Genomic DNA, 25689 nt, shown 5'->3' with positions numbered 1-25689 from the left:
ACACAGGGACGAACAAGCACTGGCAAGGTTCCAGCGGGTAGAATCAATGCTCGTGGCTCTTACTATTGGCATCGTCGGACTGCCCAACGTCGGCAAATCAACCCTTTTCAACGCACTGACCCGTAATCAGGTGCTCGCAGCGAACTATCCGTTCGCGACGATCGAGCCCAACGTCGGTGTGGTCAACCTGCCGGATCCGCGTCTGGCGAAGCTGGCCGAGATCTTCGGTTCGCAGAAACTGCTGCCAGCACCCGTGTCCTTCGTGGATATAGCCGGTATCGTGAAGGGCGCCTCGGAGGGCGAAGGACTTGGCAACAAGTTCCTCGCCAATATCCGCGAGGCAGAGGCCATCGCCCAGGTAGTCCGCGTGTTCGATGACCCTGATGTCATCCACGTCGACGGCAAAGTTGATCCGCGCTCAGACATGGAGACCATCAACACCGAGCTGATCCTGGCCGACCTTCAGACCATCGAAAACGCCATCCCGCGTATCGAAAAAGAAGTCAAGATCAAGAAGCGCGAAGCTGCCGAGCTGGCGGCCATCAAAGCGGCCCAGGCAGTGTTGGAACGCGGCGACACCATCTTCTCCTCGATCAAGAGCGACAAGCTGGAGATGGGGCACCTCAAGGAGCTCGGACTTCTCACCGCCAAGCCTTTCATCTATGTCTTCAACGCGGATGAGGGCATTCTTGGCGACCCGGCAAAGCAAGAAGAACTGCGGGCGATGGTTGCCCCCGCAGATGCAGTCTTCCTGGACGCAAAGCTTGAGTCCGACCTCGTGGAACTCGACGAGGAAGAAGCCCGCGAGATGCTGGAAATGAACGGCCAGAGCGAGTCCGGCCTCGACCAGTTGGCCCGCGTTGGTTTCCACACCCTTGGCCTGCAGACATACCTGACGGCCGGCCCCAAGGAAACCCGTGCGTGGACCATCCGCCAGGGTGACACCGCTCCCCAGGCCGCAGGTGTGATCCACTCCGACTTCCAGCGTGGCTTCATCAAGGCCGAGGTTGTCTCCTTCGACGACCTCATCGACGCCGGTTCCATGGCGGAGGCAAAGTCCCGCGGCAAGGTACGGATCGAAGGCAAAGAATACGTGATGGCCGACGGCGACGTGGTGGAGTTCCGCTTCAACGTCTAAGTCGTTGCGCACGCCGCAGAATTTCGGAAGGGCCCTGGTTCGACAGAACCGGGGTCCTTTTTTGCCCAAAAATCGTCCTGTCCTGCTGTCAGACAGCGAATGCTACCACCGAGTAGTGTTTGACTTGAAATTCCCGCCAATTTAGGCATGTGTAGGTTGCGGAACGGTTACAGTTTGGCCAGCATGTCCCAACATCCGGACGCAATGTGGGTAGGCTTACACACACATGTAGGCAACGTCACAGTAGGAAACTGTGCCTGTGCCTGGGGGAAATCACGAATTTCTCCTGCTCAACTCCACGACTCATAGGAGGCGGAATGCGTTTCTCGCGCACTTCCAAAGCTCTAGGCGTAGCGGCGATCATCGCCCTCGCAGTGACCGGTTGCGGCGGCGGTGGCGGCACCAGCACAAACAGCTCTGCCGCAGCTGACCCGAACAAGGTCATTTCCGCATACAGCAACGAACCGCAGAACCCGCTGCTTCCGGCCAACACCAACGAGGTGTACGGTGGCCGCGTCGTCGAGCTGCTGTTCGAAGGCCTTCGCGCCTACGACTCGGACGGCAAGCCCGTCAACGCTCTGGCGGAGTCGATTGAGACAACCGACTCGCAGAACTGGACCATCAAGGTCAAGTCCGGCGCCAAGTTCACCAACGGTGAAGCCATCACGGCCAAGACGTTCGTTGATTCCTGGAACTTCGCCGCGCTGAGCACCAACCTCCAGAACAATGGCTTCTTCTTCGAGTCCATCGAGGGCTACGCCGACGTCAGTGCAGTCACCGAGACCACCGGCGCCGATGGCAAGAAGACCTCCACGCCGGCACCGACGGCCCAGACCATGTCCGGCCTGGCTGCCACTGACGACCAGACCATCACGGTCAAGCTCGGCCAGCCTGAGGCTGACTGGTCGCTGCGCCTCGGTTACTCCGCCTTCTACCCGCTGCCTTCCGAGGCTCTGAAGGACCCGAAGAAGTTCGGCGAGAACCCCATCGGCAACGGCCCGTACAAGTTCGAGAAGGAAGGTGCCTGGGTACACGACCAGTCCATCTCCCTGGTCAAGAACCCTGACTACACCGGCCCGCGTGCTGCCAAGAACGGTGGCGTGACCTTCAAGTTCTACACCGATCCGGGCCCCGCATACACGGATCTCCAGGCCGACAACCTCGACATCACGGACGTTGTTCCGTCGAACGCGTTGAAGACCTACACCACGGACTTCCCGGACCGTAACTCCACGCGCCCGAACGCCAACAACGCCACCCTGAACATCCCGGGCTACAACCCGAACTTCCAGGGTGAAGCCGGCCTCCTGCGTCGCCAGGCACTGTCCCACGCCATCAACCGTGAAGAGATCACCAAGGTCATCTTCAACGGCACGCGTACCCCGGCCACCGAGTTCACGGCTCCCGTGCTCGACGGCTACAACGACGCCATTCCCGGCAGCGACGTCCTGAAGTTCGACGCGCAGAAGGCCAAGGATCTCTGGGCTGAGGCCGAGAAGATCAAGCCGTACGACGGTTCCAAGCCGCTCCTGATCGCCTCCAACACTGACGGTGGCAACAAGGAATGGATCGACGCCGTTGCCAACGGTTTCAAGAACAACCTCGGCATCGAGGCTGAAATCCAGCCGTTCGCTAAGTTCGCTGAAGTTCTGGACCTCCGCAAGTCGCAGTCCCTCCCGGGCCTGACCCGCGCTGGCTGGCAGGGTGACTACCCGTCGCTCTACAACTTCCTCGGACCGGTATGGGCAACCAACGCCTCGTCCAACTACGAGAAGTACTCGAACGCTGAGTTCGACAAGCTCCTCAAGGAAGGCCTGGCTGCCAAGACGCCTGAAGATGCCAACAAGAAGTTCAACGAGGCACAGGAGATCCTGTTCAAGGAACTCCCGGGCTTGCCCCTGTGGTACCGGGCGACCCCGATCGTATGGAGCAACAACGTTGTGTCAGCTGAAACCGGCTGGAATGGCGGCGTCCGCTACTTCGACATCGAGGCCAAGTAGTCTCCAGGATCTGAACTTGCCTTAGGGCAAAGGGGGTCCGGCCAACGTGCCGGGCCCCCCTTGCTTGCTTGGCAGGAAGGCACACATGACACACCAATGCCCCACCACCGGAGAGGGGTGACCCATGGTTCGCTTCATTTTCCGTAGACTCCTCCAGGTCATCCCGGTATTCCTGGGGACCACGCTCCTCGTCTACTACATGGTCTTCGCACTACCCGGCGACCCGATTGCCGCCCTCTTCGGAGATCGTCAGCCGCCGCAGAGCGTCATCGACGCCCTGCGGGCCCAGTACAACCTGGACCAGCCGTTCTGGGTTCAGTACGGGCTCTTCATCAAAAACTTGTTTACATTCAACCTCGGCGTTGACTTCACCCAGCAGCCCATCGCTGACTCCCTGGCCAGGGCGTTCCCTGTGACGGCAATGCTCGCCATCGAAGCCCTCATTATCCAGGCCGTGTTCGGCATCGCCTTCGGTGTTTTCGCCGGGCTGAAGAAGGGCAAGCTCTTCGACTCCACCGTTCTGGTCGTTTCGCTCCTGGTGATCGCAGTTCCCACCTTCGTTTTGGGCTTCGTCTTCCAGCTGGTGTTTGGTGTCCAGCTTGGCTGGGCCAAACCTACCGTGGGCGCCAACGCCGACTGGGGCAACCTGATTCTTCCGGCAATTGTGCTGGGGCTCGTCTCCTTCGCCTATGTCCTCCGGCTGACCCGCGCCTCTGTCAGCGAGAACATGAACGCGGACTATGTCCGCACAGCGACAGCCAAGGGCTTGTCCCGGCCCCGCGTCGTCATGGCCCACATCCTCAGGAACTCGTTGATCCCGGTGGTCACCTACCTGGGTGCCAACCTTGGCGGGCTCATGGGCGGCGCCATCGTTACCGAAGGTATCTTCAACGTCCCCGGAGTGGGTAACAAACTCTTCCAGGCCATCCAGCGCAGCGAAGGCCCCACCATCGTTGCCATTGTGAGTGTCCTGGTCCTGGTTTTTGTTATCACCAACCTCTTGGTTGACCTCCTGTACGCCTGGCTTGACCCGAGGATCCGCTATGACCAGTAATAATGAACACTTTGTGGCTCCCGTCGAGGAGACACCGCTTCTGGCCACTGACGCTGTCAAGACAGATCAGGCGCCCCTGAGCCTTTGGGCAGATGCGTGGCGCAAGCTTCGCCGTCGGCCCATGTTCATCGTCTCCTCGCTGTTGATCCTTCTTCTTGTGATCGTTGCCGTGTTCCCGGGGCTGTTCACCAGCGTCGAACCCAACAATGACTGCCAGTTGGCCAACTCCGAGGGCGCACCCACTGCCGGCCACCCTCTGGGCTTCACCCTGCAGGGTTGCGACGTCTATTCCCGCGTGATCCACGGTACGCAGGCTTCCCTGTCTGTGGGTGTCCTGTCCGTACTTGCCGTTGTCATCATCGGCGTCACCCTCGGTGCGCTGGCCGGTTACTACGGTGGCTGGCTGGACTCCGTCCTTGCACGACTCGGCGATATCTTCTTCGCGTTGCCGATCATCCTGGGCGCCTTGGTCATTACGCAGCTGCCGTTGTTCCGTGAGAACAGGAGCGTCTGGACAGTGGTCCTGACAATATCCCTGCTTGCCTGGCCCCAAATGGCGCGTATCACCAGAGGTGCCGTCATTGAGGTCCGTAACGCGGACTTCGTTACGGCGGCCCGGTCACTGGGCGTGTCCAAATTCGGCGCCTTGGTGAAGCACGCCCTTCCGAATGCCTTGGCGCCCGTGATTGTGCTGGCCACGTTGGAATTGGGCGTTTTCATCGTCTTGGAAGCCACGTTGTCCTTCCTTGGTGTCGGGTTGCCCGGGAGCGTGATGTCGTGGGGTAACGACATTTCCGCGGCCAACGCATCCATCCGCACCAACCCGGGAATCCTGCTCTACCCGGCAGCCGCCCTGTCCATCACCGTCCTGAGCTTCATCATGCTTGGCGACGCCGTCCGCGATGCTCTTGATCCCAAGAGCCGTCAGCGCTAAGGAGGCGAACATGACTTCTGCGAACATCAGAATTGATGAAGCCACGGCATCAGTACGGCCCATCCTGGAGATCAAGGACCTGGCCATCACTTTCAAGACCGGTTCCGGTGAGGTCAAGGCGGTAAAGAACGCCCACTTGACCATCATGCCGGGCGAAACGGTCGCCATTGTGGGGGAGTCGGGCTCCGGAAAGTCGACGACGGCGCTGGCCGCCATCGGCCTCTTGCCCAACAACGGCCGAGTCTCCGCAGGCCAGATCCTGCTCGACGGCGAAGACATCGCCCACGCGTCGGAAAAGCGCATGATCGAGCTCCGCGGCAGCCATATCGGCATGGTTCCCCAGGACCCCATGTCCAACCTGAACCCGGTCTGGAAGATCGGTTACCAGGTTCGGGAAACCCTGAAGGCCAATGGCCGCCCGGACGGTCCTGAGGACGTTGCCCGCGTCCTTGCGGAAGCCGGACTCCCCGACGCTGCACGGCGTGCCAAGCAATATCCGCATGAGTTCTCCGGCGGCATGCGCCAGCGTGCGCTGATCGCCATCGGCCTGAGCTGCCAACCCAAGCTCCTCATTGCCGATGAACCGACGTCGGCCTTGGATGTCACGGTGCAACGCAGGATCCTGGACCACTTGGACACCATGACCACTGAACTCGGCACCTCGGTGTTGCTGATCACGCACGACCTCGGCCTTGCCGCCGAACGTGCTGACAAAGTGATCGTCATGTACCAGGGCAACGTGGTGGAGGCCGGTCCCTCGCTGGAACTGCTCCGCAACCCCCAGCACCCCTACACCCGTCGCCTGGTCGAATCGGCGCCGTCCCTGGCATCGCGTCGTATCCAGGTGGCCAAGGAGCAGGGTGTGGAAGCCGGCGATCTTTTGGCGCCCGTAGCTGCCGCACAAAGCCGGGTCCAGGACGAGGTCCTCCAGATCAAGAACCTGCGCAAGATCTACAAACTGCGTCAGGGACTGGGGCAGACGTCCGATTTCGCTGCTGTTGACGATGTCAGCTTCAGCGTCAAGCGTGGGACCACGACGGCGATCGTGGGCGAGTCCGGCTCGGGCAAGTCCACTGTTGCCAAGATGGTTCTCCAGCTTGAGAAGCCCACTGAGGGCCAGATCATCTTCGACGGCGTGGATACTGCGGGGTTGAAAGGCAAGGAGCTCTTCAAGTTCCGTCGCCGCGTGCAGCCCATCTTCCAGGATCCGTACGGATCCCTGGACCCCATGTACAACATCTTCAGGACCATCGAAGAGCCGCTGCGAGTGCACAAGATCGGGAATGCAGCCAGCCGCGAGAAGAAGGTCCGCGAGTTGTTGGACCAGGTGGCTTTGCCACAGTCCATGATGCAGAGGTACCCTAACGAGCTCTCAGGCGGCCAACGGCAGCGTATCGCCATTGCGCGTGCTCTGGCGTTGGACCCAGAAGTCATCATTTGCGATGAGGCTGTGTCTGCGCTTGACGTCCTGGTGCAAGCACAGGTCCTGAACCTGCTGGCAGACCTTCAGGACAACCTTGGCTTGACCTACCTGTTCATTACCCACGACCTCGCCGTTGTACGCCAGATTGCGGACCACGTCTGCGTCATGGAAAAGGGCAAGCTGGTGGAGACGGGCAGTACTGACGACGTCTTCGACAACCCCCGTGAGGCGTACACCCAGGCACTCCTGGACGCCATCCCGGGTGGGTCGCTCCTGCTGCCGCCCGCGGTGGCCTGACCGGCGTCGAACGTTTGATCGCTGGATAGCAGAAGAGCCGGTGGTTCCCGAAAGGAAACCACCGGCTCTCGCTGTTTAACGTGCCCGCTACGGAACCGCTACGGCACCGCGGCGATGCTGTCCGGGCGGGCCGTGAGGCCCAGGGCTGTGAGTTCGCGGGCCAGGACGGCGCCAAGCTTGACGTGCCCGGACGGCTTGAGATGCACGCCGTCCTGGAGATCGCCAACTGCGTTGAAACGGGTGAGCCAGTCGCCAGTGCTGACGAAGGGAACACCGTGCTTCGCGGCAACGCGTCCCAGCAGCGCATCCACTTCGGTACGGCGGCCGCCTCCGTGGTCAGCGCCGCGTGCCAAGGTTCCGATCATGGCCACGGTGGCCCCGGGGTAGCGCTTCTTCAGGGCCGCGAGCAGACGCTCGGCATTGCTGGTGATCTGCGCATCCGTAGCCTTCTGCGAGGCATCGTTGCCGCCGCCTTGCACCACAATCAGGGGCGGATCTCCGTAGGGGAGTATCCAGTCTCCACGCTGCAACGCATCGATGTAGTTGCCTGTCTTGCCGTTGGCGGCCACGAAGCCGGTGCCACCCATGCCCACCACGTGCAACTTGTATCCCAGGGCAGCGATGCCCTGCTGGGGCCAGGAGTCTTTGGGCATGGCCTGGGAATCACCGATCAGGACAGCCGTGTGGCGTACATCGGCCAGCACCAGTTCATTGCGGTTGTTCGCCGGGTTCTTGAAGAGGGAACCAACCGGCAGGTCCAGGGCGCTGGGAGTCGGGGCCGTCCTCAGCGGCGGAGCTGCAGCCGTTTGGGCGGGCCCGGGCGCGGCGGAGCGCGTGGGGGTGGAAACAGGGGTAGCTGGGCTGGGTCCGCAGCCTACTGCCAGAACGCCGACGGCGATCAATGGTGCGAGCAAGCGGAACGCGGCCGAAGATTGTCGCATCGATGGTTCTCCGTGTGGCACTGGTTCTGCAGCAATCATGGGGCACGAAGCCAGGAAAATCCAGCATCTGGAGTAGCGGTTGTTAAAGCGTGACACGATGTGAGCCGGGCCACATTCAGGCGGCGAATGGCTTGCTTTTTAGGCTGGGAAATGCAACTGCGTTTAGACTGGATGCAGGTGCCCTGTGTCCCGGGGTCTTTTCGCTGTGTGTTCCGATCAAGTCGATCAGGTATGCGCGCGGATACAAACAGCTGACTTCACCACTGAAACGAGTCATTAACGCATGTCTGAAACCATCACCAACACTGCGTCGCGGAGCGATCTGCGCAACGTCGCGATCGTCGCACACGTTGACCACGGCAAGACCACGCTGGTCGACGCCATGCTCAAGCAGACCAACTCCTTCGCTTCCCATGGTGAGGTTGAGGACCGTGTCATGGACTCCGGTGACCTGGAGCGCGAAAAGGGCATCACCATCCTCGCGAAGAACACCACGGTTGCCTACAACGGCCCGTCGTCCAACGGCGAGACCATCACCATCAACGTCATCGACACCCCCGGCCACGCCGACTTCGGTGGCGAGGTAGAACGCGGTCTGTCCATGGTTGACGGTGTCGTCCTTCTGGTCGACTCCTCCGAAGGCCCGCTGCCCCAGACCCGCTTCGTGCTCCGCAAGGCCCTTGCTGCGCACCTGCCGGTCATCCTCCTGGTCAACAAGACCGACCGTCCCGACGCCCGCATCGACGAAGTTGTCCACGAGTCCATGGACCTGCTCCTGGGCCTCGCTTCGGACCTCGCCGACGAAGTACCGGACCTGGACCTGGACAAGGTCCTCGAAGTTCCCGTCGTCTACGCCGCCGCCAAGGTTGGCCGTGCGTCACTGGACCAGCCGGCCAACGGCTCGGCCCCGGAGAACGAGGACCTCGAGCCTCTCTTCAAGACCATCATTGAGCACATCCCGGCTCCGACCTACAACCCGGACGGCGTGCTGCAGGCACACGTGACCAACTTGGACGCTTCGCCGTTCCTTGGCCGCCTCGCCCTGCTCCGCATCTACAACGGAACCCTCCGCAAGGGCCAGACCGTTGCCTGGGCACGCGCCAACGGTGAGCTCAAGAACGTCAAGATCACCGAACTGCTCGCCACCAAGGCTCTCACGCGTGTTCCTGCCGAATCCGCAGGCCCGGGCGAAATCGTCGCAGTGGCCGGTATCGAGGAAATCACCATTGGTGAAACCCTCACCGATGCCGAGAACCCGCAGCCGCTGCCGCTGATCACTGTGGATGATCCCGCGATCTCCATGACGATCGGTATCAACACCTCGCCGCTGGCCGGCAAGGTCAAGGGCGCCAAGGTCACGGCCCGCCAGGTGAAGGATCGCCTGGACAAGGAACTGATCGGTAACGTCTCCATCAAGGTCCTACCCACCGAGCGTCCCGACGCCTGGGAAGTCCAGGGCCGTGGCGAGCTCGCGCTGGCCATCCTGGTTGAGCAGATGCGTCGCGAAGGCTTTGAGCTGACCGTGGGCAAGCCACAGGTTGTCACCAAGACCATCGACGGCAAGCTGCACGAGCCGATGGAACACATGACCATCGATGTGCCCGAGGAATACCTTGGTGCCGTCACCCAGCTCATGGCTGCCCGCAAGGGCCGCATGACCAACATGGCCAACCACGGCACCGGCTGGTGCCGCATGGAGTTCATCGTCCCTGCGCGTGGCCTGATTGGTTTCCGTACCCGGTTCCTGACGGACACCCGTGGCGCCGGTATCGCTGCCTCCATCTCCGAAGGCTACGAGCCGTGGGCCGGACCGATCGAATACCGTACCAACGGTTCGATGATCGCCGACCGCGCCGGCGTTGTGACCCCCTTTGCCATGATCAACCTGCAGGAGCGCGGTTCCTTCTTCGTGAAGCCCACCTCCGAGGTTTACGAAGGCATGATTGTTGGCGAGAACTCCCGCGCTGATGACATGGACGTCAACATCACCAAGGAAAAGAAGCTCACCAACATGCGTGCCGCTTCCTCCGACACCTTCGAAAACCTGACGCCGCCGCGCGATCTCACCCTCGAAGAGTCTCTCGAATTCGCCCGCGAAGACGAGTGCGTCGAGGTAACCCCGGATGCCATCCGTATCCGCAAGGTCATCCTGGACTCCAACGAGCGCGCCAAGGCCAACCGCGCCCGCGCCAAGTCCTAGCCTGCACTGACTGAAACAGTCAGGAACAGCTGAATGAAGAGAGGAGCCGCCGGTACGGTTCGTGGCATTGCTGCGGCCGTGCTGGCGGCTCTTTTCGTTGCTGCAGCAGGGACGGCCCTGCACCGCCAAGCAGGGCCGGTGGCCGGCGTCGAGGTTCCGTGGGGCGTTGCGGCGGCACTGTTGCTGTTGGCCTCAGTGCAGCTGTGGCTTGCAGCGTGGTCTCGCTCGATCATCCCGACGGCGGTAGCGGGCGTGGTGACCTATGCCGCCGTCGGCGTCTTCTCATCAGCCGGAGCCGCCAAGCAGTTGGTCCTGGGCGACGCGGCCGGCAACGTGTGGGTCTTCGGCATCGCTGCAGTCACTCTGGTCATGCTGGTGGCAGCGAGCCGCCTGCGCGCCGGACGGCCTGCCGCCGCGGCGGTGGCGGTGGAACCTCTTTCGCCGCGATGACCATCGCCAAGGGAATTTCGACGTCGGACGTGCGGGTCCGTACAGTGCAACTGTTGTCGCTGGTGTCCAGGAGGTAGCCGAGAGCGTCTGTCAGGCCGTCGTCAATCCTGTAGCGGACCACCACCCGGATGCCTGGCTCTGCGGTGAGTAGGAATTCTCTGGGCGGCAAATGCGGGGGAGTCACCGTTTCATACTAAGACGCGGGCTAGGTTGGCGTCATTGCACTGTTGGATAATAGGCTCGGAAGTTGAGTGCCCGGCATGATGCCGGCCGTATTACCCCGGCCATCGCCGGGACAAACCGTGGAGAGGTCTGGGACGTGACGTACGTAATCGCGCAGCCGTGTGTGGATGTCAAGGACAAGGCATGTATTGAAGAGTGCCCTGTCGACTGCATTTACGAAGGTGAGCGTTCCCTCTATATCCACCCCGATGAATGTGTCGACTGTGGCGCCTGTGAACCTGTGTGCCCGGTTGAGGCCATTTACTACGAGGATGACACCCCGGAGGAATGGGCCGACTACTACAAGGCCAACGTTGAGTTCTTCGATGACCTCGGTTCCCCGGGCGGAGCGGCCAAGATCGGCAACACGGGTAAGGATCACCCGTTCATCTCCGCACTGCCCCCGCAGAACCAAGACCACTAAGGGCGGTAGTTTCTTTGATTTCCGCGGCACCGGCTTTCGGCCTGAACCTGCCTGACTACCCCTGGGAGGCCATGGCACCGTATGTTGCCACGGCGGCGAAGCATCCCGGTGGCGCAGTGAATCTTTCCATCGGAACGCCGGTGGATCCGACTCCAGGACTGATCCGCGACGCCCTGTCGGCCGCGGCGGATGCCCACGGCTATCCCACGGTTCATGGAACCGAGGCCCTGCGGCAGGCTGTGGTGGATTGGTTCGCCAGCCGACGCGGCGTGCCCGGCCTTGACCCCAGGGACGTCATGCCGACGGTGGGTTCCAAGGAGCTTGTCGCTTGGTTGCCCTTCTTGCTCGGCCTCAGCGCCGGGGACGTCGTGGTGCGGCCTACCGTTGCCTACCCGACGTATGACATCGGCGCCTCATTGGCAGGGGCCACAGCTGTTGCTGCTGATGACCTGGACGAACTTGATCCGGCCACCCGCGCCAAAGTCCGGTTGATCTGGATCAACTCGCCGGGTAATCCCACAGGCAGCGTTCGCGATGTGGAGTCGCTCCGCAGGATCGTAGGCCAGGCCCGCGAGCTCGGCGCCGTGGTGGCCTCGGACGAATGTTATGCCGAGCTGGGCTGGGGCGAATGGGATGCCCAACGCGGGGGAGAAGCTGTCCCCAGCATCCTGGATCCCCGCGTTACCGGCGGTTCCACCGACGGACTGCTGTGCGTGTACTCGTTGAGCAAACAGTCCAACCTGGCCGGCTACCGTGCCGCATTCGTGGCCGGAGACTCCGCCATCATGGCCAATCTGGTCAACAGCCGGAAGCATGCGGGCATGATCGTGCCCTACCCCGTGCAGGAAGCGATGCGCGTTGCTTTGGGTGATGCCGGCCACGTGTTGACACAGAAGGACCTCTACCGCGGCCGGCGCGAAAAGATGGTTCCGGCGCTGGAGAAGTTCGGACTGCAGATCCACCAATCCAAGGCCGGGCTGTACCTGTGGTCCACGGCAGGCGAAGCCACCTGGGACACGGTGGCACGCTTCGCCGACCTCGGAATTGTGGTGGGTCCCGGCGTCTTCTACGGGGATGCCGGCAACGGTTTCATCCGCGTAGCCCTCACCGGCAGCGACGAACGCATCGACGCTGCAGTTGAGCGGCTTGCCACAGCCTCATAACAATGCTGTGACTTGCACCACTAACAGCGTCATTCCGCCAGTAACCGGACGGTACGGATTAGTTCCGGGAGGTTACTGGCGGTAGCTTTTTAACTGACTATCAATGGTGGCCTTCTCTAAGAAAGCACTTCGGCCGTTGGAGCCCTGCAACAGTAGGGCCGAAGGCGGCGGCACCAGAAGTTGGTTGGACAAGCGTTCGATAGAGGCCCAAAGGCCTCATGAAGGGGACTCCATGACTGAGACCACCAGCGCAACACTGCGCCATGCCGGCGGCGAACTCGAACTGCCGCGCATCCAGGTTGTAGAAGGAAACGAAGGCTACGACGTTTCCAAGCTGCTGAAGCAGACGGGCGCCGTTGCCTATGACCCCGGCTTCATGAACACAGCGGCCACCACCTCGGCCATTACCTACATCGACGGCGACGCAGGCATCCTGCGCTACCGCGGTTACCCGATTGAGCAGCTCGCGCAGCACTCGAGCTTCCTCGAAGTTTCCTACCTGCTGATCTACGGCAACCTTCCCACCCCCACGGAGTTGGAAGAATTCGATCAGAAGATCCGGCGCCACACGCTCCTGCACGAAGAGCTCAAGGGCTTCTTCGGTGGGTTCCCGCGCGACGCCCACCCCATGCCGGTGCTCTCCTCTGCTGTTTCGGCGCTGTCCACGTTCTACCAGGACTCGCTGGATCCGTTCAACGCGGAGCACGTGGAAGTTTCCACCATCCGCCTCATGGCCAAGCTGCCTGTCATCGCCGCTTACGCCCACAAGAAGTCCATCGGCCAGCCGATGCTCTACCCGGACAACTCCATGAACCTGGTGGAGAACTTCCTTCGACTGAGCTTCGGCCTTCCCGCCGAGCAGTACGAAATGGATCCGGTAGTGGTCAAGGCACTGGACCTCCTGCTCATCCTGCACGCGGATCACGAACAGAACTGTTCCACGTCCACCGTTCGCCTGGTGGGTTCGTCCAACGCGAACCTCTTCGCTTCCGTGTCCGCAGGCATCAACGCCCTCTTCGGCCCTGCCCACGGTGGCGCCAACGAGGCCGTGCTGAAGATGCTCCGCCAGATCCAGGCCGACGGCATCAAGCCCGAGGACTACATGGAGAAGGTCAAGAACAAGGAAGACGGCGTCCGCCTCATGGGCTTCGGACACCGTGTCTACAAGAACTACGATCCCCGCGCCAAGATCATCAAGGCAACGGCCCACGAAGTTCTCGGCAAGCTCGGCGGCAACGACGAACTGCTGGACATCGCCATGCGCCTCGAAGAGAAGGCCCTGGCTGATGACTACTTCATCCAGCGCAAGCTCTACCCGAACGTTGACTTCTACACCGGCCTCATCTACAAGGCCATGGGTTTCCCGGAGAAGATGTTCACCGTTCTGTTCGCCATCGGACGCCTCCCGGGCTGGATTGCCCAGTGGCGCGAAATGATCAACGACCCCCAGACCAAGATCGGCCGCCCGCGGCAGCTCTACACAGGGGAGCCGGAGCGTAACTACCCGGCCAACTGATACGGCAATATCGTCAATAACGACGGCGGCCGCCCACCTCGCGCGAGGTGGGCGGCCGCCGTCGTTGGTTACCGAGGCGTTGGTTACCGAGGCGTTGGTCGCCTCCGCGGTGGGTCGCCTCAGCGGTTGGTCGCCTAAGCGCCGGACGCCTGGGCGTTGCCGGCTGCGGCAGGCTCGGCGGCGTTGTACCCGTAGGGGTTGTTCTTCTGCCAGCGCCAGTGGTCCTCGCACATTTGGTCCACGTTCTTGGTGGTGGACCAGCCGAGGTCGGCCAGGGCGGAGGAAGCGTCGGCCCAGAATGCGGGGAGGTCGCCGGCACGGCGGCCAGTGATCTCGTACGGAATCGGCTGGCCGACGGCCTTCTCAAAGGAGCGCAGCACTTCCAGTACTGAGGAGCCGCGGCCGGAGCCAAGGTTCCAGCGCCGGACGCCCGGGCGCCCAGCGATATAGTTCAGGGCTGCTACGTGGCCGTCGGCCAGGTCCACCACGTGGATGTAGTCGCGCTGTGCCGTGCCGTCGGGGGTGTCATAGTCCCCGCCGAAGACCATGAGCTTCTCGCGGCGTCCCACGGCCACCTGGGCGATGAACGGCACGAGGTTGTTGGGAATCCCCTGGGGGTCCTCGCCGATGCGGCCTGACGGGTGTGCGCCCACAGGGTTGAAATAGCGCAGCAGTGCGATATGCCAGCGGTCGTCCGCGTTGCCCAGGTCCGAGAGGATGTCCTCGATCTGTTCCTTGGTGCGGCCGTACGGGTTGTTGGCACCGATTTCCATCTTCTCGATGTACGGAATGGGGTTGTGCTCGCCGTACACCGTGGCTGAAGAGCTGAAGACGATGGAGCGCACATTGTGCTTGTCCATGGCGCGGAGCAGGTTCAGGGTGCCAACGATGTTGTTGTAGTAGTAGGCGAGGGGCTCCTGGACGGACTCTCCTACTGCCTTCAAGCCAGCGAAGTGGATCACGGCGTCGATCTGGTGCTGGTCGAACACGGCCTCAACTGCGGGCTCATCCACCAGGTCAACCTTGTGGAACGCCGCGGTCTTGCCGGTAAGCTCCGAAACCCGGCGGAGGGATTCCTCGCTGGAGTTCACGAGGTTATCAAGCACGACGACGTCGTGGCCGGCTTCCTGAAGGGACAAAACGGTGTGGGAACCGATGTAGCCGGTGCCACCCGTGACAAGAATTTTCATGGTCTCTACGCTAGCGGAAATTGGAGCCACGCCGCTCTGTGTTGAGTGGTGTTGAAGCACGTTCGTGCTAAAAACTACTGGTGCCCAAAATTGTTGATGCCGAAGCCCGGCGCCAGGAAGTTGTCCAAGCTGTGTTCCGGATCATTGCCAGCGATGGCTTGGAACGGGCATCGCTCAGGGAAGTAGCGGATGAGGCCGGACTGGCAGTGGGCTCTGTCCGGCACTATTTTGCCAGCAGCGACGACCTCCTGGTGTTTTCCTTTGGTGCTGTGATTGACCGGATCGCGGGGCGGCTTGAATCATCAATGGCAGCTGTCGAGCAAGAGGCGCCGGGCAGTCCGGAACAGCAAGCTGCAGTATTGAACCTACTGGGCCAATTCCTGCCTCTGGACGAGGAACTCGCGGTGGATGCGTGCGTATGGATGGCGTTCAGGCACGCAGCCCGTATCAAGCCCGTCCTCGCAGCCGAAGCCGGGCGCAGCCACCGCACTGTAGCGGCCGTCGTCGGGCGTTTGATCATGCACCTGAGCCCCGGGGGAGCCGAGGCCCAACAAACCCTCGTCACGGAGGCGGAGCGGCTCCTGGCAACCATGGACGGCTTGTGCATGCACGCGCTGTTGCAGCCCGAATGGATGACGGCCGAGATGTGCAGCGACGTCCTCACCGCCCATCTGGGATCCCTGGCCGGGATGCCCGCTGCCCACTAAGGGCTTCTCCGGCAACCAGTGCCGCCACAAGGCAAATGCCCCACGCCCCTACCGTCCAGACCCAACGGGAATAGACTGGGAGATGTCGGGAACCTGCCAAGGGAGGAATTCGGATGCACGAGTCAGGCGGCCCGGGATGGCGCATCACCATGGACACGTCCGGGCCGATGCTCATCGCCCTGTACCTGCGGGACGTCGCCGGACTGGATGGTGCCGGCAAACCCAGCCTGTCCCACGCAGCCCCCAAAGTCCGGCATGCCGACCACAGCCACCTGACCTCCGACGTCGGGGGTATCCACGCCCTCAAGACCGAGTGGGAAGCCTGGTGGGAAAGCCTGGTGAAGTCCTACCCCAAGCCCGCCTCGGAACTGGCGCCACCCAGCTTTAAGGCCTTCGGCAACTCGCCGGCACTTCAACGTGTCCTGCAGGCCCACTTCGGCTCGGCTTTGGGATGGGCCACTGACAGGATCGACGAGTACGCCGACCTCGAAGCTGCCCGTGAGGCCAACGGTGTGACCCAGGTCCTCAACGAGATGGTGGAAGACAGGCTGCTGGAAGTCGGGCGCAGTTCCCGCGACTTCGAATTGACCATCATTGAGCTCCCCTTGAACGAACCACGTGCGTGGTATCTGGAACCCAGCACGATGATTATGAGCCACAGGCTGTTGGCCGAGCCCGACGTCTTCCGGAGCTACGTCCAGCCGGTGGTGGAGATCCTCGCCTGAGAAAACTCAGGTGGCAGGGGCTGAGACAGTGATGGTGACCGCTCCGGAGGGAGCCGGTGAGGCCTGCCATCCGTCACGCTTCTCCCGGTTCCAGGCCCGGCCGCCCACATCCACCTGGGTGATGGACAGCGTCTTGGCGTTCGCCACGGCCCAGTGGGCGACGGCCCATGCCTGCGTCCCCGTGATGTCCAGCTGCACCGAGCGCCCCTGAACGGTGGCCGCTTGGGTGCCGAACGCCGTCGTGAGTTCATCGACGACGGCGGCAGGGTCACCGGCCGCTTCGGGCATGCGCAGTTCGCAGTTCAGCGCCGCCTCGGAATGTCCTGTAAGTGCAGAAGCGAAGGCCCTGCCCATGCCTTCGTGCTGCGCGTAGGCGCGGGGGAAGGCCGATCGTTGGACCGCTTGGGCGGCCTGGGTGATCTCCATTGACTCGTAGCCGGGGACTTTGACCAAGCCGTCAAAGAACGCATTGGCGGCATAGACGGGGTCCATGACTTGAGCCTCAGTGCCCCAGCCCTGCGAGGGCCGCTGCTGGAAAAGCCCGCGGGAGTCGGGACCGGCGTCGTCGCCGTAGTTGATGTTCCGCATCCGGGATTCCTGCATGGCTGTGGCGAGGGCAATGCTCGCAGCCCGGGGAGGCAGCCCACGCTGGACGGAAATGGCGGTGATGAGGGAAGCATTCGCTGCCTGGTCCGTGGCGAGCTCGTGGCTTTCAGAGCCGACGACTGCGACGCAGCGCTCCGTGACCAAGGTCTCGGAGCGCTGCAGCACAGCAACGATCGCGTAGATGGCACCTGCTACGAGGGCCAAAGCCAGCACCGCAACGATGGCGCGGCGGAACCGGCGCACGGATGTCCTCCTGCTAGTTGGCGTGAAGGGCCTCGTTGAGCTCCACCGTCTGGCCCTTGCGCGGAAGAACTTCCACGCCGCCCGTGGTGGAGTTGCGGCGGAACAGCAGGTTGGGGACCCCGGAGAGCTCCACGGCCTTGATGATCTTGCTGGTGTCCTCGCCGTTCTCGTCCTTGGGACCCGGAACGCGGACGCGGGTACCGGCGGTGACGTACAGCCCGGCCTCCACCACGGAGTCATCACCGATGCTGATGCCAACGCCGGAGTTGGCACCGAGGAGGACACGCTCGCCCAGGGCGATCTTTTCCTTGCCGCCACCGGAGAGCGTTCCCATGATGGACGCTCCACCGCCAACATCAGTGCCGTCACCGGCCACGACGCCGGCAGAGATACGGCCTTCCACCATGGAAGTGCCCAGGGTGCCGGCGTTGAAGTTCACGAAGCCCTCGTGCATCACGGTGGTGCCTTCTGCCAGGTGTGCACCCAAGCGGACGCGGTCGGCGTCGGCAATGCGCACACCGGTGGGGACAACGTAGTCAACCATCCGCGGGAACTTGTCCACGCCGTAAACCACAACGTTGCCGCGCTTGCGAAGACGGGCGCGGGTCAGTTCGAAGCCGTCCACGGCTGCCGGACCGAAGTTGGTCCACACCACGTTGGGAAGCTTGCCGAAGACGCCGTCCAGGTTGATGCTGTTCGGCTTGACCAGGCGGTGCGAGAGGAGGTGCAGGCGGAGGTACGCGTCGGCGGTGTCTGCCGGGGCGGCGTCGAGGTCGATCTGGGCGAAAACCACTTTCTGTTCCGTACCGCGGTCGGCGTCCTTGCCGTCGTTGGCCAGTGCAGTGAGCGCGGGATCGGCGTTCTCAACGTCGCGCAGGGTCTCGGCGGCAACGCCCAATGCGGGAGCCGGGTACCAGACATCCAGCACGGTTGCTTCCCCGGAAGCCGAGGTAGCGATGGTGGCGAGGCCGAATCCGTAGGCTGATCGGAGGTTGGCGGGCGCGTCGGTGGGCACAGCAGAGGAAGCAGTTTCAGTCATGGGGCAAGTGTATCCAGCACCCGGAGGTCGGTTAAAACCCGTCTCATGCCATAAAGGTCGCATTTGCGGGCATTAGGCTGGACGGGTGACCCTGAATCCAGCCCCCGCCCTCCTCGACCTGCGCCAGGACGTTGCCCTGCTGACCGCCGCGATCATCGACTTCAACAGCGTGTCCGGCAATGAGACCGAGCTCGCCGACGCCGTCGAGTCCGCCTTGCGGGCCATACCCGCCTATACGGTGGTCCGCGACGGCGACGCCATCATTGCCCGGACCGAGCTTGGCCGTCCCGAACGGGTCATCCTGGCAGGACATCTGGACACCGTGCCCCTGCCCACCGTGGAGGGTTCGCTGGGCACCGTTCCAGCCACGTGGGAATCCGGCGTTCCGGGCGAAGGTGTGCTGTACGGCCGTGGGACGACGGACATGAAGGGTGGCGTCGCTGTGCAGCTGGCGCTCGCGGCGACCATGTTCGACGACGGCCGGGAACCGGACAAGGATGTCACCTTCGTTTTCTACGACCACGAGGAAGTCGAAGCCGTGAAGAGCGGCTTGGGCAGGTTGGTCCGCAACCACGGTGACCTGCTGCAGGGCGACTTCGCCATCCTGCTTGAGCCGACCCACGGCACGGTGGAAGGTGGATGCAACGGGACCAGCCGTTTTGAGGCCACTACCATCGGCGAAACGGCGCACTCAGCCCGCGCCTGGATGGGCATCAATGCCATCCACGGTGCTGCCCCCATTCTGGCGCGGCTCGCCGCCTACGAGCCGCAGACCATCAACGTGGACGGCCTCGATTACCGCGAGAGCCTGAACGCAGTAAAGATCAACGGCGGGACAGCCGGCAACGTCATCCCGGACCGGTGCGTGGTGGAGATCAACTACCGCTTCGCCCCGGACAAGTCGCCGGACCAGGCCGAGGCCCATGTCCGGGAACTCCTGGAAGGATTCGACGTCGTCCGCACCGACGCTGCTGCCGGCGCCAGGCCCGGTCTGAACCATCCCGCGGCCGCATCCTTCGTGGCCGCAGTCGGTGCCGAGCCCAAACCCAAATACGGCTGGACCGACGTCGCGCGTTTCAGCGAGCTGGGAATCCCGGCGGTGAACTTCGGACCCGGCGACCCGCTGCTGGCACATAAGGACAACGAACACGTCGACGCCGATGCCATCCGTGAGTGCCTGCGGGCACTCAGGACGTGGCTGGCGCCGTAGTTTAGGAGCTTCCCCGCAGCATAAAGAAGGTCCGCAGCCTGGTGGCTGCGGACCTTCTTTGAGTTGGTGCAGGACTACGCCTTGTTGGGGCCTTCGATGGAATCCTTGGCGATGGGGTCGTTACCGCCCACCACGAGCCCGGTCCGGAGACTGGGCGGAGCCACGCCGCCGGCGGCCTTCTTGGAACCGCGGCGCTCAATCATGATCGCAATCCGTGACACGGTCAGGTTGATCAGGATGTAGATGGCCGCGCCGACGAAGAAGGCCGGGAACAGGAAGTCCGGACCCAGGAAGTCGGCCATGATCTGGATCTTCCGCAGCAGTTCCTCATAGCCCACGATGTAGCCAAGCGAGGTGTCCTTGAGCAGGACCACCAGCTGGGCGACCAGCGATGGCAGCATCCGGCGGACAGCTTGCGGGAACTCGATGGACATCCGCGACTGGAAGCTCCGCAGGCCAATGGCCAGTCCGGCCTCGCGTTGACCCTTGGGCAGCGACTGGATGCCCGCACGGAGGATTTCGGCAAAGATGGCGGCGTTGTAGAGGACCAGGCCCACGACGACGGCCTGGAACTGTCCCGTGGCGAAGACCAGCAGGACAAACAACATCATGAGGACCACGGGCATGCCGCGGAGGAACTCAAGGACCACCTGGGTGGGGATGCGGATCCAGGCGATCAGGGAGATCCTCAGCAGGCAGAGAGCAATGCCCAGAGGGAAGGCGATGATTGCCGCGACCGCGGCTGCCGCCAGCGTCGAGAGGATGCCTTGGCCGATCAGGCTCCAGACATCCGGGGCCAGGGGACCGTAGAAGATTTCCCAGCGGTCTGCATCGAAGATGCCCTGCTGTGCCAGCGTGGTGACGGCGATGGCAAGGACACCAAGGATGATCAGGATTCCGGCTGCGGATCCCAGGAGCGAGTAGAGGCGGGCCTTGGGCCCGGGGACGTCGTACAGGACCGAGGTCATCGGGCAATCGCCACCTTTCGTTCAACAAAGTGCGCCAGAAGGCCCAAGGGCACCGTGATCAGGAGGTAGAAGAAGGCCACCCCGAGCAGGATCCACAGGACTTGGTCACCGTAGTCGTTGGAGAGCTGGCGGCCGTAACCGAAAAGCTCGAGGACGAAGAACGCGCCGGCCACCGAAGAGTTTTTGACCAAGGCGATCAGGATGTTGATCAACGGGGGGACGACGGTACGGACGGCCTGGGGAAGGACAATGAAGCCCAGGACCTGGGTAAAGGTCATGCCGATGCTCCGGGCAGCTTCTGCTTGGCCCACGGGCACGCTGTTGACACCGGAACGGACTGCTTCGGCGATGAAGGCTGCCGTGTAGCTGCTCAGCGCGATGATGGCGGCCACTTCGAATTGCTCGAACTTGACGCCCAGCCGGGGGAGAACGATGGCTGCGAAGAAGAAAATGATGGTCAACGGGGTGTTACGCGCGACTTCAACATAGAACATGCTGAAACCGCGGAGTGCAGCCACGGGGGAGACCCTCATGGCCGCCAGGAGTGTGCCGACAACGAGGGCAATGATTCCTGAAATGACGGAAAGATAAAGGGTCCGGAGAAATCCGTCCCAGTATTCGGGGAGGCTTGCTATGACGGCGTCCATGGCTTCCTTTGGCTGCAGCTAATCAGGGAACAGGGTCCTGGAGTCGTCAACTGCCGCCGTCCGGTTGGGCGGCGGCAGTCAACGGATCCCGACTAGTAGCGGTTGATCGCAGGAAGTTCAGGAGTGGTCTTGATGACCTTGCCTGCAGTGGCTTCCCAAGCCTTCTTGTAGTCGCCGTCCTTCTGGAATGCCTCGAGCTGGTCGTTGATCCAGTTGCGGAAAACGGTGTCGTCCTTCTTCAGGCCGATGCCGTAAGGCTCCTTGGTGAAGGTCTCATCCGAAGCGAGCTTGAAGGCATCCGGTTCCTTGTCCACGTAACCGGCGAGGATCACGTTGTCCGTGGTTACTGCAACAACCTGCTTGTTGCGCAGCGGCTCCAGGCAAGCGGTGTACGTGGCAGCCGGAACAACCTCGGCGTTGTACTTTTCGGCGATGGTCTTTGCCGGGGTGGAGCCCGTGACGGAGCAGACCTTCTTGCCGGCGACATCTTCAGGCTTGGTGATGGAGGTGTCGTCCTTGTTCACCAGGAGTGCCTGGCCCGCTTCGTAGTAAGGTCCGGCGAAGGCAACCTTTTCCTTCCGGGCATCGTTGATGGTGTAGGTGGCGATGACCAAGTCAACGCGGCCCTGCTCGATGAACGATTCGCGGTTCTGGGAGACAGTCTCTACCCATTCGATCTTGTCAGCGGGAATACCCAGCTTGGCAGCGATCGCCTTGCCCATTTCGACGTCGAAACCGACAGGCTTGCCATCCAGGCCCTTCTGGCCGAACAGCGGCTGGTCAAACTTGGTGCCGATGGTGATCTTCTGGGCCTTGTTCAGCTTCTCCATGGTGGTGCCGGCCTCGAAGGTCGCCGAAGCAACCGGGGGAGTGGTGGTGGTGCCGCCGCCACATGCGCTCAGCGACAGGGCGAGGGCTGCGGAAGCGGCCACCAGGAGTGATTTCCTCCGGGTAATGAAAGCCTTCATGACATTCCTTTCATAGATTGGCCGTCTTACGGCCTGGGTGCGGTCTCTAACGGCCTGGGTGCGGGCGGTCAAGAGCTAGTGGGTCAAAAGCTTGGACAGGAAGTCCTTGGCTCGGGTGCTCTTCGGGTTGGTGAAGAATTCCTCGGGAGTAGCGTCTTCCACAATCTGGCCGTCAGCCATGAACACCACACGATCGGCAGCCTTGCGGGCAAAGCCCATCTCGTGGGTGACCACGATCATGGTCATGCCTTCTTTTGCCAACTGGATCATGACGTCAAGGACTTCGTTGATCATTTCGGGGTCCAACGCGGACGTCGGCTCGTCGAACAACATGACCTTAGGCTTCATGGCGAGAGCACGTGCGATGGCAACACGCTGTTGCTGGCCACCGGAGAGCTGGGCAGGAAGCTTGGGAGCCTGGTGCCCAACGCCAACGCGCTCAAGGAGAGCCATGGCTTCCTTGTCGGCCGTGCCCTTGGCCACACCCTTGACCTTGATGGGACCCAACGTGACGTTCTCAAGAATCGTCTTGTGGGCGAACAGGTTGAAGGACTGGAAGACCATTCCGACGTCGGCACGCAGGTGTGCGAGGTCCTTGCCTTCTTCGGGAAGCTTCTTCCCGTCGATGGCGATGTCACCGTCGTCGATGGTTTCCAAACGGTTGATGGCACGGCAGAGTGTGGACTTACCGGAACCTGAGGGGCCGATTACCACTACCACCTCACCCTTCTTGACCTGAAGGTTGATGTCCTTGAGGACGTGCAGTTGACCGTAATGCTTGTTGACGCCATTCAGGGAGACGAGGGCATCGCCGGACGCTTGAGTAGTCATACGACGAATCTAGCGAACAAAGAAGCAAATATGACCACGGTCACGGCAACTTCCCCAAGATCGTGACTGAACAGAAACCTGCCCCACAGCGATATACCAGACTGCAATGCAAGAACCGGGTCGCAGCGACGGAGCAGGCAGCTGTAAGCGCTAGCCTTGGGCAATGAGCATCAGCCAGCACCCAGTACCCCACCCGGATGCCAACGGCCAGGTCAGGGCCAGTCATGTTCCCCTGCCCTCGGAGATCGCGCCGGCCAAGCACAAGGGCTCCTTGGAGCTTCGCCGTAAACAAGCGGATACGGGGATGTCTGACCAACATTTGCTGGATACGAGTGGCGCCGGACAGTTCATCCACACTGATCCCTGGCGTGTCCTGAGGATTCAGAGCGAATTCGTGGAGGGCTTCGGAGCGCTCGCTGACCTGGGCCCGGCCGTCAGCGTGTTCGGTTCCGCACGGACAAAGCCTGGGACCGAGTACTACGAAATGGCCGTGGACGTCGGACGCAAGCTCGCCGAAGCCGGCGTCGCAGTGATCACCGGTGGAGGTCCCGGTTCCATGGAAGCGGCCAACAAAGGTGCCGTGGAAGGCAACGGGGTCTCCGTAGGCCTGGGCATCGAACTGCCGTTCGAGCAAGGACTCAACCAGTGGGTGGACCTGGGCATCAACTTCCGGTATTTCTTCGCCCGTAAAACCATGTTCGTCAAGTACGCGCAGGGCTTCGTCGTCCTGCCCGGCGGCCTCGGGACTCTCGATGAGCTGTTCGAAGCCATGGTGTTGGTCCAGACCCGCAAGGTGACATCGTTCCCCATCGTGCTTCTGGGGGTCAGGTTCTGGGGGCCCATGATTGAGTGGATCCGGGAGACCCTGGTGGCGGAGGGAATGGTGTCCGAAAAGGACCTTGACCTGATCCAACTGGTGGATGACCCCGCGGACGCCGTTCACCGCGTTTTGCACGGGGCGCCGCTCCCTCCCACTCCCAACGGCAACCAGCGCCCGGAATAGCCGGCAGTTTCTGGCACGATGGACCTGTGAGCTTTTTCCTGGTGTTTCTCGCGATTGTCCTCATCGGCGCTGTGTTGTACCTCGGAGCCGGGATGGTCCGGGGACGCTCGATCGGCGCTGGCCTTGACGACCCCGTAGCCGGCCTGCCTCCGGTGGTGCTGCCGTCCAAGGCCAAGCCGTCCGACGTCGATTCCCTGCGTTTCGCCTTGGGGTTGAGGGGATACCGCATGGACCAGGTTGACCAGGTCCTTGATGACCTTCGGGACCAGTTGCATGCCAAAGACCAGGAGATCGAACGGCTCAGCGCGCAGGCGCAGCCGCGACTTGAGGACGGCGAACCCGGCCGGATCAAGCCGTGAGTCCACAGACCGGGAGCAAGGCCGGGCAAGGGCCCACGGAACGGATTTCGAACTCTGCCTCAGCCCTGGCCGCACGGATGTCGGTGTGGCCATGGTGGCTCCAGGTTTCATTGCTCTTCGTGGTGGCCAGGCTCGTCAGCGCGTGTATCTTCATGGCCGCAGCCATCCACCAAGGCACCAACCCGTGGTTTCCGCCGGCGCCGGATTACTGGAACTTCATCACCATTTGGGACGGGCGCTGGTACCAGGAGGCGGCGGACAAGGGCTATCCTGCAGAGCTCCCCGTGGACGCCAACGGCGTCGTCAAGGAGAATGCCTGGGCCTTCTACGCACTGTTTCCCTTCCTGGGCCGGGGCTTGTCCGCCATCACCGGGATGGGGACTTTGCCCGCCCTCACGGCCATTGCAATGCTGGCGGGCCTCGGTGCGGCGCTGGTCATTTACCTGCTCTTCCGGGAGTTCGCGGGCCGGCGTACCGCCATGTGGGGCGTCATTTTCGTTTCCACGTTCCCTGTGTCTCCCATCCTGCAGGTCCCCTATGCCGAATCGCTGAACCTGCTGCTTCTGGCATCGTCAATGCTCCTTGTGGTCAGGCGCCACTACTTTACGGCCATTCCCGTGGTGCTCCTGATGTGCCTGTCCAGGCCCACCGGCGTGCCGTTTGCCGCCATGCTGGGGCTGCTGTTCCTGTGGCGGTTGTGGCAACGGTTCCGGGAGGCACCTATGGCGCTGCCGGCGGTTGGCACTGCTGGACATGCCGGCAAGGCAACGGACCCGACGTCGACGCGCAGCCTGGTATCACTGGCAGTCCTCGTGTTCGCCACGGGTCTTGCGGCCTTGGCATGGCCTGCCATTGCCTGGGCCGTGACAGGGGATCCGGCGGCCTACACCCGTACTGAAACGGCGTGGCGTGGTCACGACCTTGTTCCCTTCAAGCCCTGGTTTGATACTGGCCGGATGTTGTTCGGGCCGGTGCTGGGAGTGCTGGCTCCCTTCGTTTTCACCGGAGTGTTTGTGCTGGTGATGATGTCCAGGCCGGTCCGGGCAATTGGAATGGAGTTGCGGCTGTGGTGTGCCTGTTACATGGGCTATCTGCTGGTTTTCCTGCACCCGCAAACCAGCACCTTCCGTATGCTCCTGCCGCTGTTTCCGCTGGCGCTCGGTGCAGCCCTGCTGTCCAAATCCAAGGCGTACCGGGGAACCGTGGTGGCCATGTTCATCCTGCTCCAGATTGTCTGGGTGGTATGGCTGTGGGCGTGGGCCCAGCTGCCCGGGGGAGGCGACTATCCGCCCTGACGTGCAGCTTTGCCGGGAATGGCAATATGTACAAAGGCCGGACAAATGGCGTGCTGATTCGCTACGGACGGTTAAGTACGGGATAATGGACCAAGAGCAAGGATAAAGCACCTAAAAGTGCCCGGCCAAGGCGGCC

At 62.3% G+C, this 25689-nt stretch carries 24 protein-coding genes; 16 read left to right on the top strand and 8 right to left on the bottom strand.

Annotation, left to right across the window (positions count from 1 at the left end; all coding sequences use genetic code 11):
* Window positions 1–52: 52 nt before the first annotated feature.
* The 5 genes from ychF (at window position 53) to ABQM86_RS14475 (ending at window position 6846) form a co-directional block, all read left to right on the top strand.
* Window positions 53–1138 carry a redox-regulated ATPase YchF gene (gene ychF, locus ABQM86_RS14495; RefSeq protein WP_280623185.1) on the top strand — a complete coding sequence of 362 codons (1086 nt, stop codon included), beginning with the start codon at window positions 53–55 and terminating at the stop codon, window positions 1136–1138.
* A gap of 317 nt (window positions 1139–1455) precedes the next feature.
* Window positions 1456–3138, top strand: a complete 1683-nt coding sequence (locus tag ABQM86_RS14490) for an ABC transporter substrate-binding protein (protein ID WP_280623184.1) — start codon at window positions 1456–1458, stop codon at window positions 3136–3138.
* Window positions 3139–3262: 124 nt separating this feature from the next.
* On the top strand, window positions 3263–4192 hold the full coding sequence (locus ABQM86_RS14485) for an ABC transporter permease (RefSeq protein WP_089595705.1): 930 nt from the start codon (window positions 3263–3265) through the stop codon (window positions 4190–4192).
* On the top strand, window positions 4182–5126 hold the full coding sequence (locus ABQM86_RS14480) for an ABC transporter permease (RefSeq protein WP_089595704.1): 945 nt from the start codon (window positions 4182–4184) through the stop codon (window positions 5124–5126). Before ABQM86_RS14485 ends, ABQM86_RS14480 begins: the two co-directional genes overlap by 11 nt.
* A 10-nt stretch (window positions 5127–5136) precedes the next feature.
* Window positions 5137–6846, top strand: coding sequence for a dipeptide ABC transporter ATP-binding protein (locus tag ABQM86_RS14475; protein WP_369744751.1), 1710 nt, complete (start codon window positions 5137–5139; stop codon window positions 6844–6846).
* Window positions 6847–6944: 98 nt separating this feature from the next.
* On the opposite strand, the gene ABQM86_RS14470 is transcribed toward ABQM86_RS14475, so the two are convergent.
* Window positions 6945–7787, bottom strand: coding sequence for an SGNH/GDSL hydrolase family protein (locus ABQM86_RS14470; RefSeq protein WP_369744750.1), 843 nt, complete (start codon window positions 7785–7787; stop codon window positions 6945–6947).
* Window positions 7788–8070: 283 nt separating this feature from the next.
* Between ABQM86_RS14470 and typA the strand changes: the two genes are divergently transcribed.
* The 5 genes from typA (at window position 8071) to ABQM86_RS14445 (ending at window position 13762) form a co-directional block, all read left to right on the top strand.
* The gene (typA, locus tag ABQM86_RS14465; protein ID WP_089595701.1) at window positions 8071–9987 is read left to right on the top strand and encodes a translational GTPase TypA; all 1917 of its coding nucleotides are present in this window, start codon (window positions 8071–8073) and stop codon (window positions 9985–9987) included.
* A gap of 33 nt (window positions 9988–10020) precedes the next feature.
* Window positions 10021–10437 (top strand): hypothetical protein, encoded by a 417-nt coding sequence (locus ABQM86_RS14460; RefSeq protein WP_207594115.1) that lies wholly within the window; start codon window positions 10021–10023, stop codon window positions 10435–10437.
* Between the two features lie 319 nt (window positions 10438–10756).
* The gene (gene fdxA, locus ABQM86_RS14455; RefSeq protein WP_024817464.1) at window positions 10757–11083 is read left to right on the top strand and encodes a ferredoxin; all 327 of its coding nucleotides are present in this window, start codon (window positions 10757–10759) and stop codon (window positions 11081–11083) included.
* Window positions 11084–11097: 14 nt separating this feature from the next.
* Complete coding sequence (gene dapC / locus ABQM86_RS14450) at window positions 11098–12246, top strand: succinyldiaminopimelate transaminase (RefSeq protein ID WP_207594114.1); 1149 nt, start codon at window positions 11098–11100, stop codon at window positions 12244–12246.
* Window positions 12247–12478: 232 nt separating this feature from the next.
* On the top strand, window positions 12479–13762 hold the full coding sequence (locus ABQM86_RS14445; protein WP_090818059.1) for a citrate synthase: 1284 nt from the start codon (window positions 12479–12481) through the stop codon (window positions 13760–13762).
* 134 nt (window positions 13763–13896) lie between these two features.
* Here ABQM86_RS14445 and galE read toward each other — a convergent pair whose 3' ends face one another.
* Complete coding sequence (gene galE / locus ABQM86_RS14440) at window positions 13897–14952, bottom strand: UDP-glucose 4-epimerase GalE (protein WP_207594113.1); 1056 nt, start codon at window positions 14950–14952, stop codon at window positions 13897–13899.
* A gap of 80 nt (window positions 14953–15032) precedes the next feature.
* Here galE and ABQM86_RS14435 point away from each other — a divergent pair, with 80 nt between their 5' ends.
* Together ABQM86_RS14435 and ABQM86_RS14430 are read left to right on the top strand one after the other, a co-directional pair.
* Entirely contained in the window at window positions 15033–15659 is a 627-nt protein-coding gene (locus ABQM86_RS14435) for a TetR/AcrR family transcriptional regulator (protein ID WP_369744749.1), read from the top strand.
* 113 nt (window positions 15660–15772) lie between these two features.
* Complete coding sequence (locus tag ABQM86_RS14430) at window positions 15773–16384, top strand: hypothetical protein (RefSeq protein WP_207594111.1); 612 nt, start codon at window positions 15773–15775, stop codon at window positions 16382–16384.
* A gap of 6 nt (window positions 16385–16390) precedes the next feature.
* Here the strand turns inward: ABQM86_RS14430 and ABQM86_RS14425 are convergent, their stop codons facing one another.
* Window positions 16391–17233 (bottom strand): hypothetical protein, encoded by an 843-nt coding sequence (locus ABQM86_RS14425; protein ID WP_207594110.1) that lies wholly within the window; start codon window positions 17231–17233, stop codon window positions 16391–16393.
* A 13-nt stretch (window positions 17234–17246) separates the two neighbouring features.
* Complete coding sequence (gene dapD, locus ABQM86_RS14420; protein ID WP_089595692.1) at window positions 17247–18272, bottom strand: 2,3,4,5-tetrahydropyridine-2,6-dicarboxylate N-succinyltransferase; 1026 nt, start codon at window positions 18270–18272, stop codon at window positions 17247–17249.
* A gap of 85 nt (window positions 18273–18357) precedes the next feature.
* On the opposite strand from dapD, the gene dapE reads away from it, so the two are divergent.
* The gene (dapE, locus tag ABQM86_RS14415) at window positions 18358–19482 is read left to right on the top strand and encodes a succinyl-diaminopimelate desuccinylase (RefSeq protein ID WP_207594108.1); all 1125 of its coding nucleotides are present in this window, start codon (window positions 18358–18360) and stop codon (window positions 19480–19482) included.
* A gap of 74 nt (window positions 19483–19556) precedes the next feature.
* On the opposite strand, the gene ABQM86_RS14410 is transcribed toward dapE, so the two are convergent.
* The 4 genes from ABQM86_RS14410 to ABQM86_RS14395 form a co-directional block, all read right to left on the bottom strand.
* The gene (locus tag ABQM86_RS14410) at window positions 19557–20450 is read right to left on the bottom strand and encodes an amino acid ABC transporter permease (RefSeq protein ID WP_089595690.1); all 894 of its coding nucleotides are present in this window, start codon (window positions 20448–20450) and stop codon (window positions 19557–19559) included.
* Window positions 20447–21097 (bottom strand): amino acid ABC transporter permease, encoded by a 651-nt coding sequence (locus ABQM86_RS14405; protein WP_280623179.1) that lies wholly within the window; start codon window positions 21095–21097, stop codon window positions 20447–20449. Before ABQM86_RS14405 ends, ABQM86_RS14410 begins: the two co-directional genes overlap by 4 nt.
* A gap of 92 nt (window positions 21098–21189) precedes the next feature.
* A complete protein-coding gene (locus ABQM86_RS14400; RefSeq protein ID WP_207594106.1) occupies window positions 21190–22065 on the bottom strand; it encodes a glutamate ABC transporter substrate-binding protein in 876 nt (291 codons plus the stop codon).
* 75 nt (window positions 22066–22140) lie between these two features.
* Window positions 22141–22896 (bottom strand): amino acid ABC transporter ATP-binding protein, encoded by a 756-nt coding sequence (locus ABQM86_RS14395; RefSeq protein WP_026539964.1) that lies wholly within the window; start codon window positions 22894–22896, stop codon window positions 22141–22143.
* Between the two features lie 163 nt (window positions 22897–23059).
* On the opposite strand from ABQM86_RS14395, the gene ABQM86_RS14390 reads away from it, so the two are divergent.
* The 3 genes from ABQM86_RS14390 to ABQM86_RS14380 all read left to right on the top strand — a co-directional run bounded on the left by ABQM86_RS14390 (window position 23060) and on the right by ABQM86_RS14380 (window position 25553).
* On the top strand, window positions 23060–23899 hold the full coding sequence (locus tag ABQM86_RS14390; RefSeq protein ID WP_207594105.1) for a TIGR00730 family Rossman fold protein: 840 nt from the start codon (window positions 23060–23062) through the stop codon (window positions 23897–23899).
* Between the two features lie 26 nt (window positions 23900–23925).
* The gene (locus tag ABQM86_RS14385) at window positions 23926–24258 is read left to right on the top strand and encodes a DivIVA domain-containing protein (protein ID WP_207594104.1); all 333 of its coding nucleotides are present in this window, start codon (window positions 23926–23928) and stop codon (window positions 24256–24258) included.
* Between the two features lie 77 nt (window positions 24259–24335).
* Complete coding sequence (locus ABQM86_RS14380; protein WP_280628018.1) at window positions 24336–25553, top strand: hypothetical protein; 1218 nt, start codon at window positions 24336–24338, stop codon at window positions 25551–25553.
* Window positions 25554–25689 lie beyond the last annotated feature (136 nt).

This window comes from Paenarthrobacter sp. AMU7, assembly GCF_041200195.1.
Classification (GTDB): Bacteria; Actinomycetota; Actinomycetes; order Actinomycetales; family Micrococcaceae; genus Arthrobacter.
This window is presented reverse-complemented; position numbering and strand designations above follow the sequence as displayed.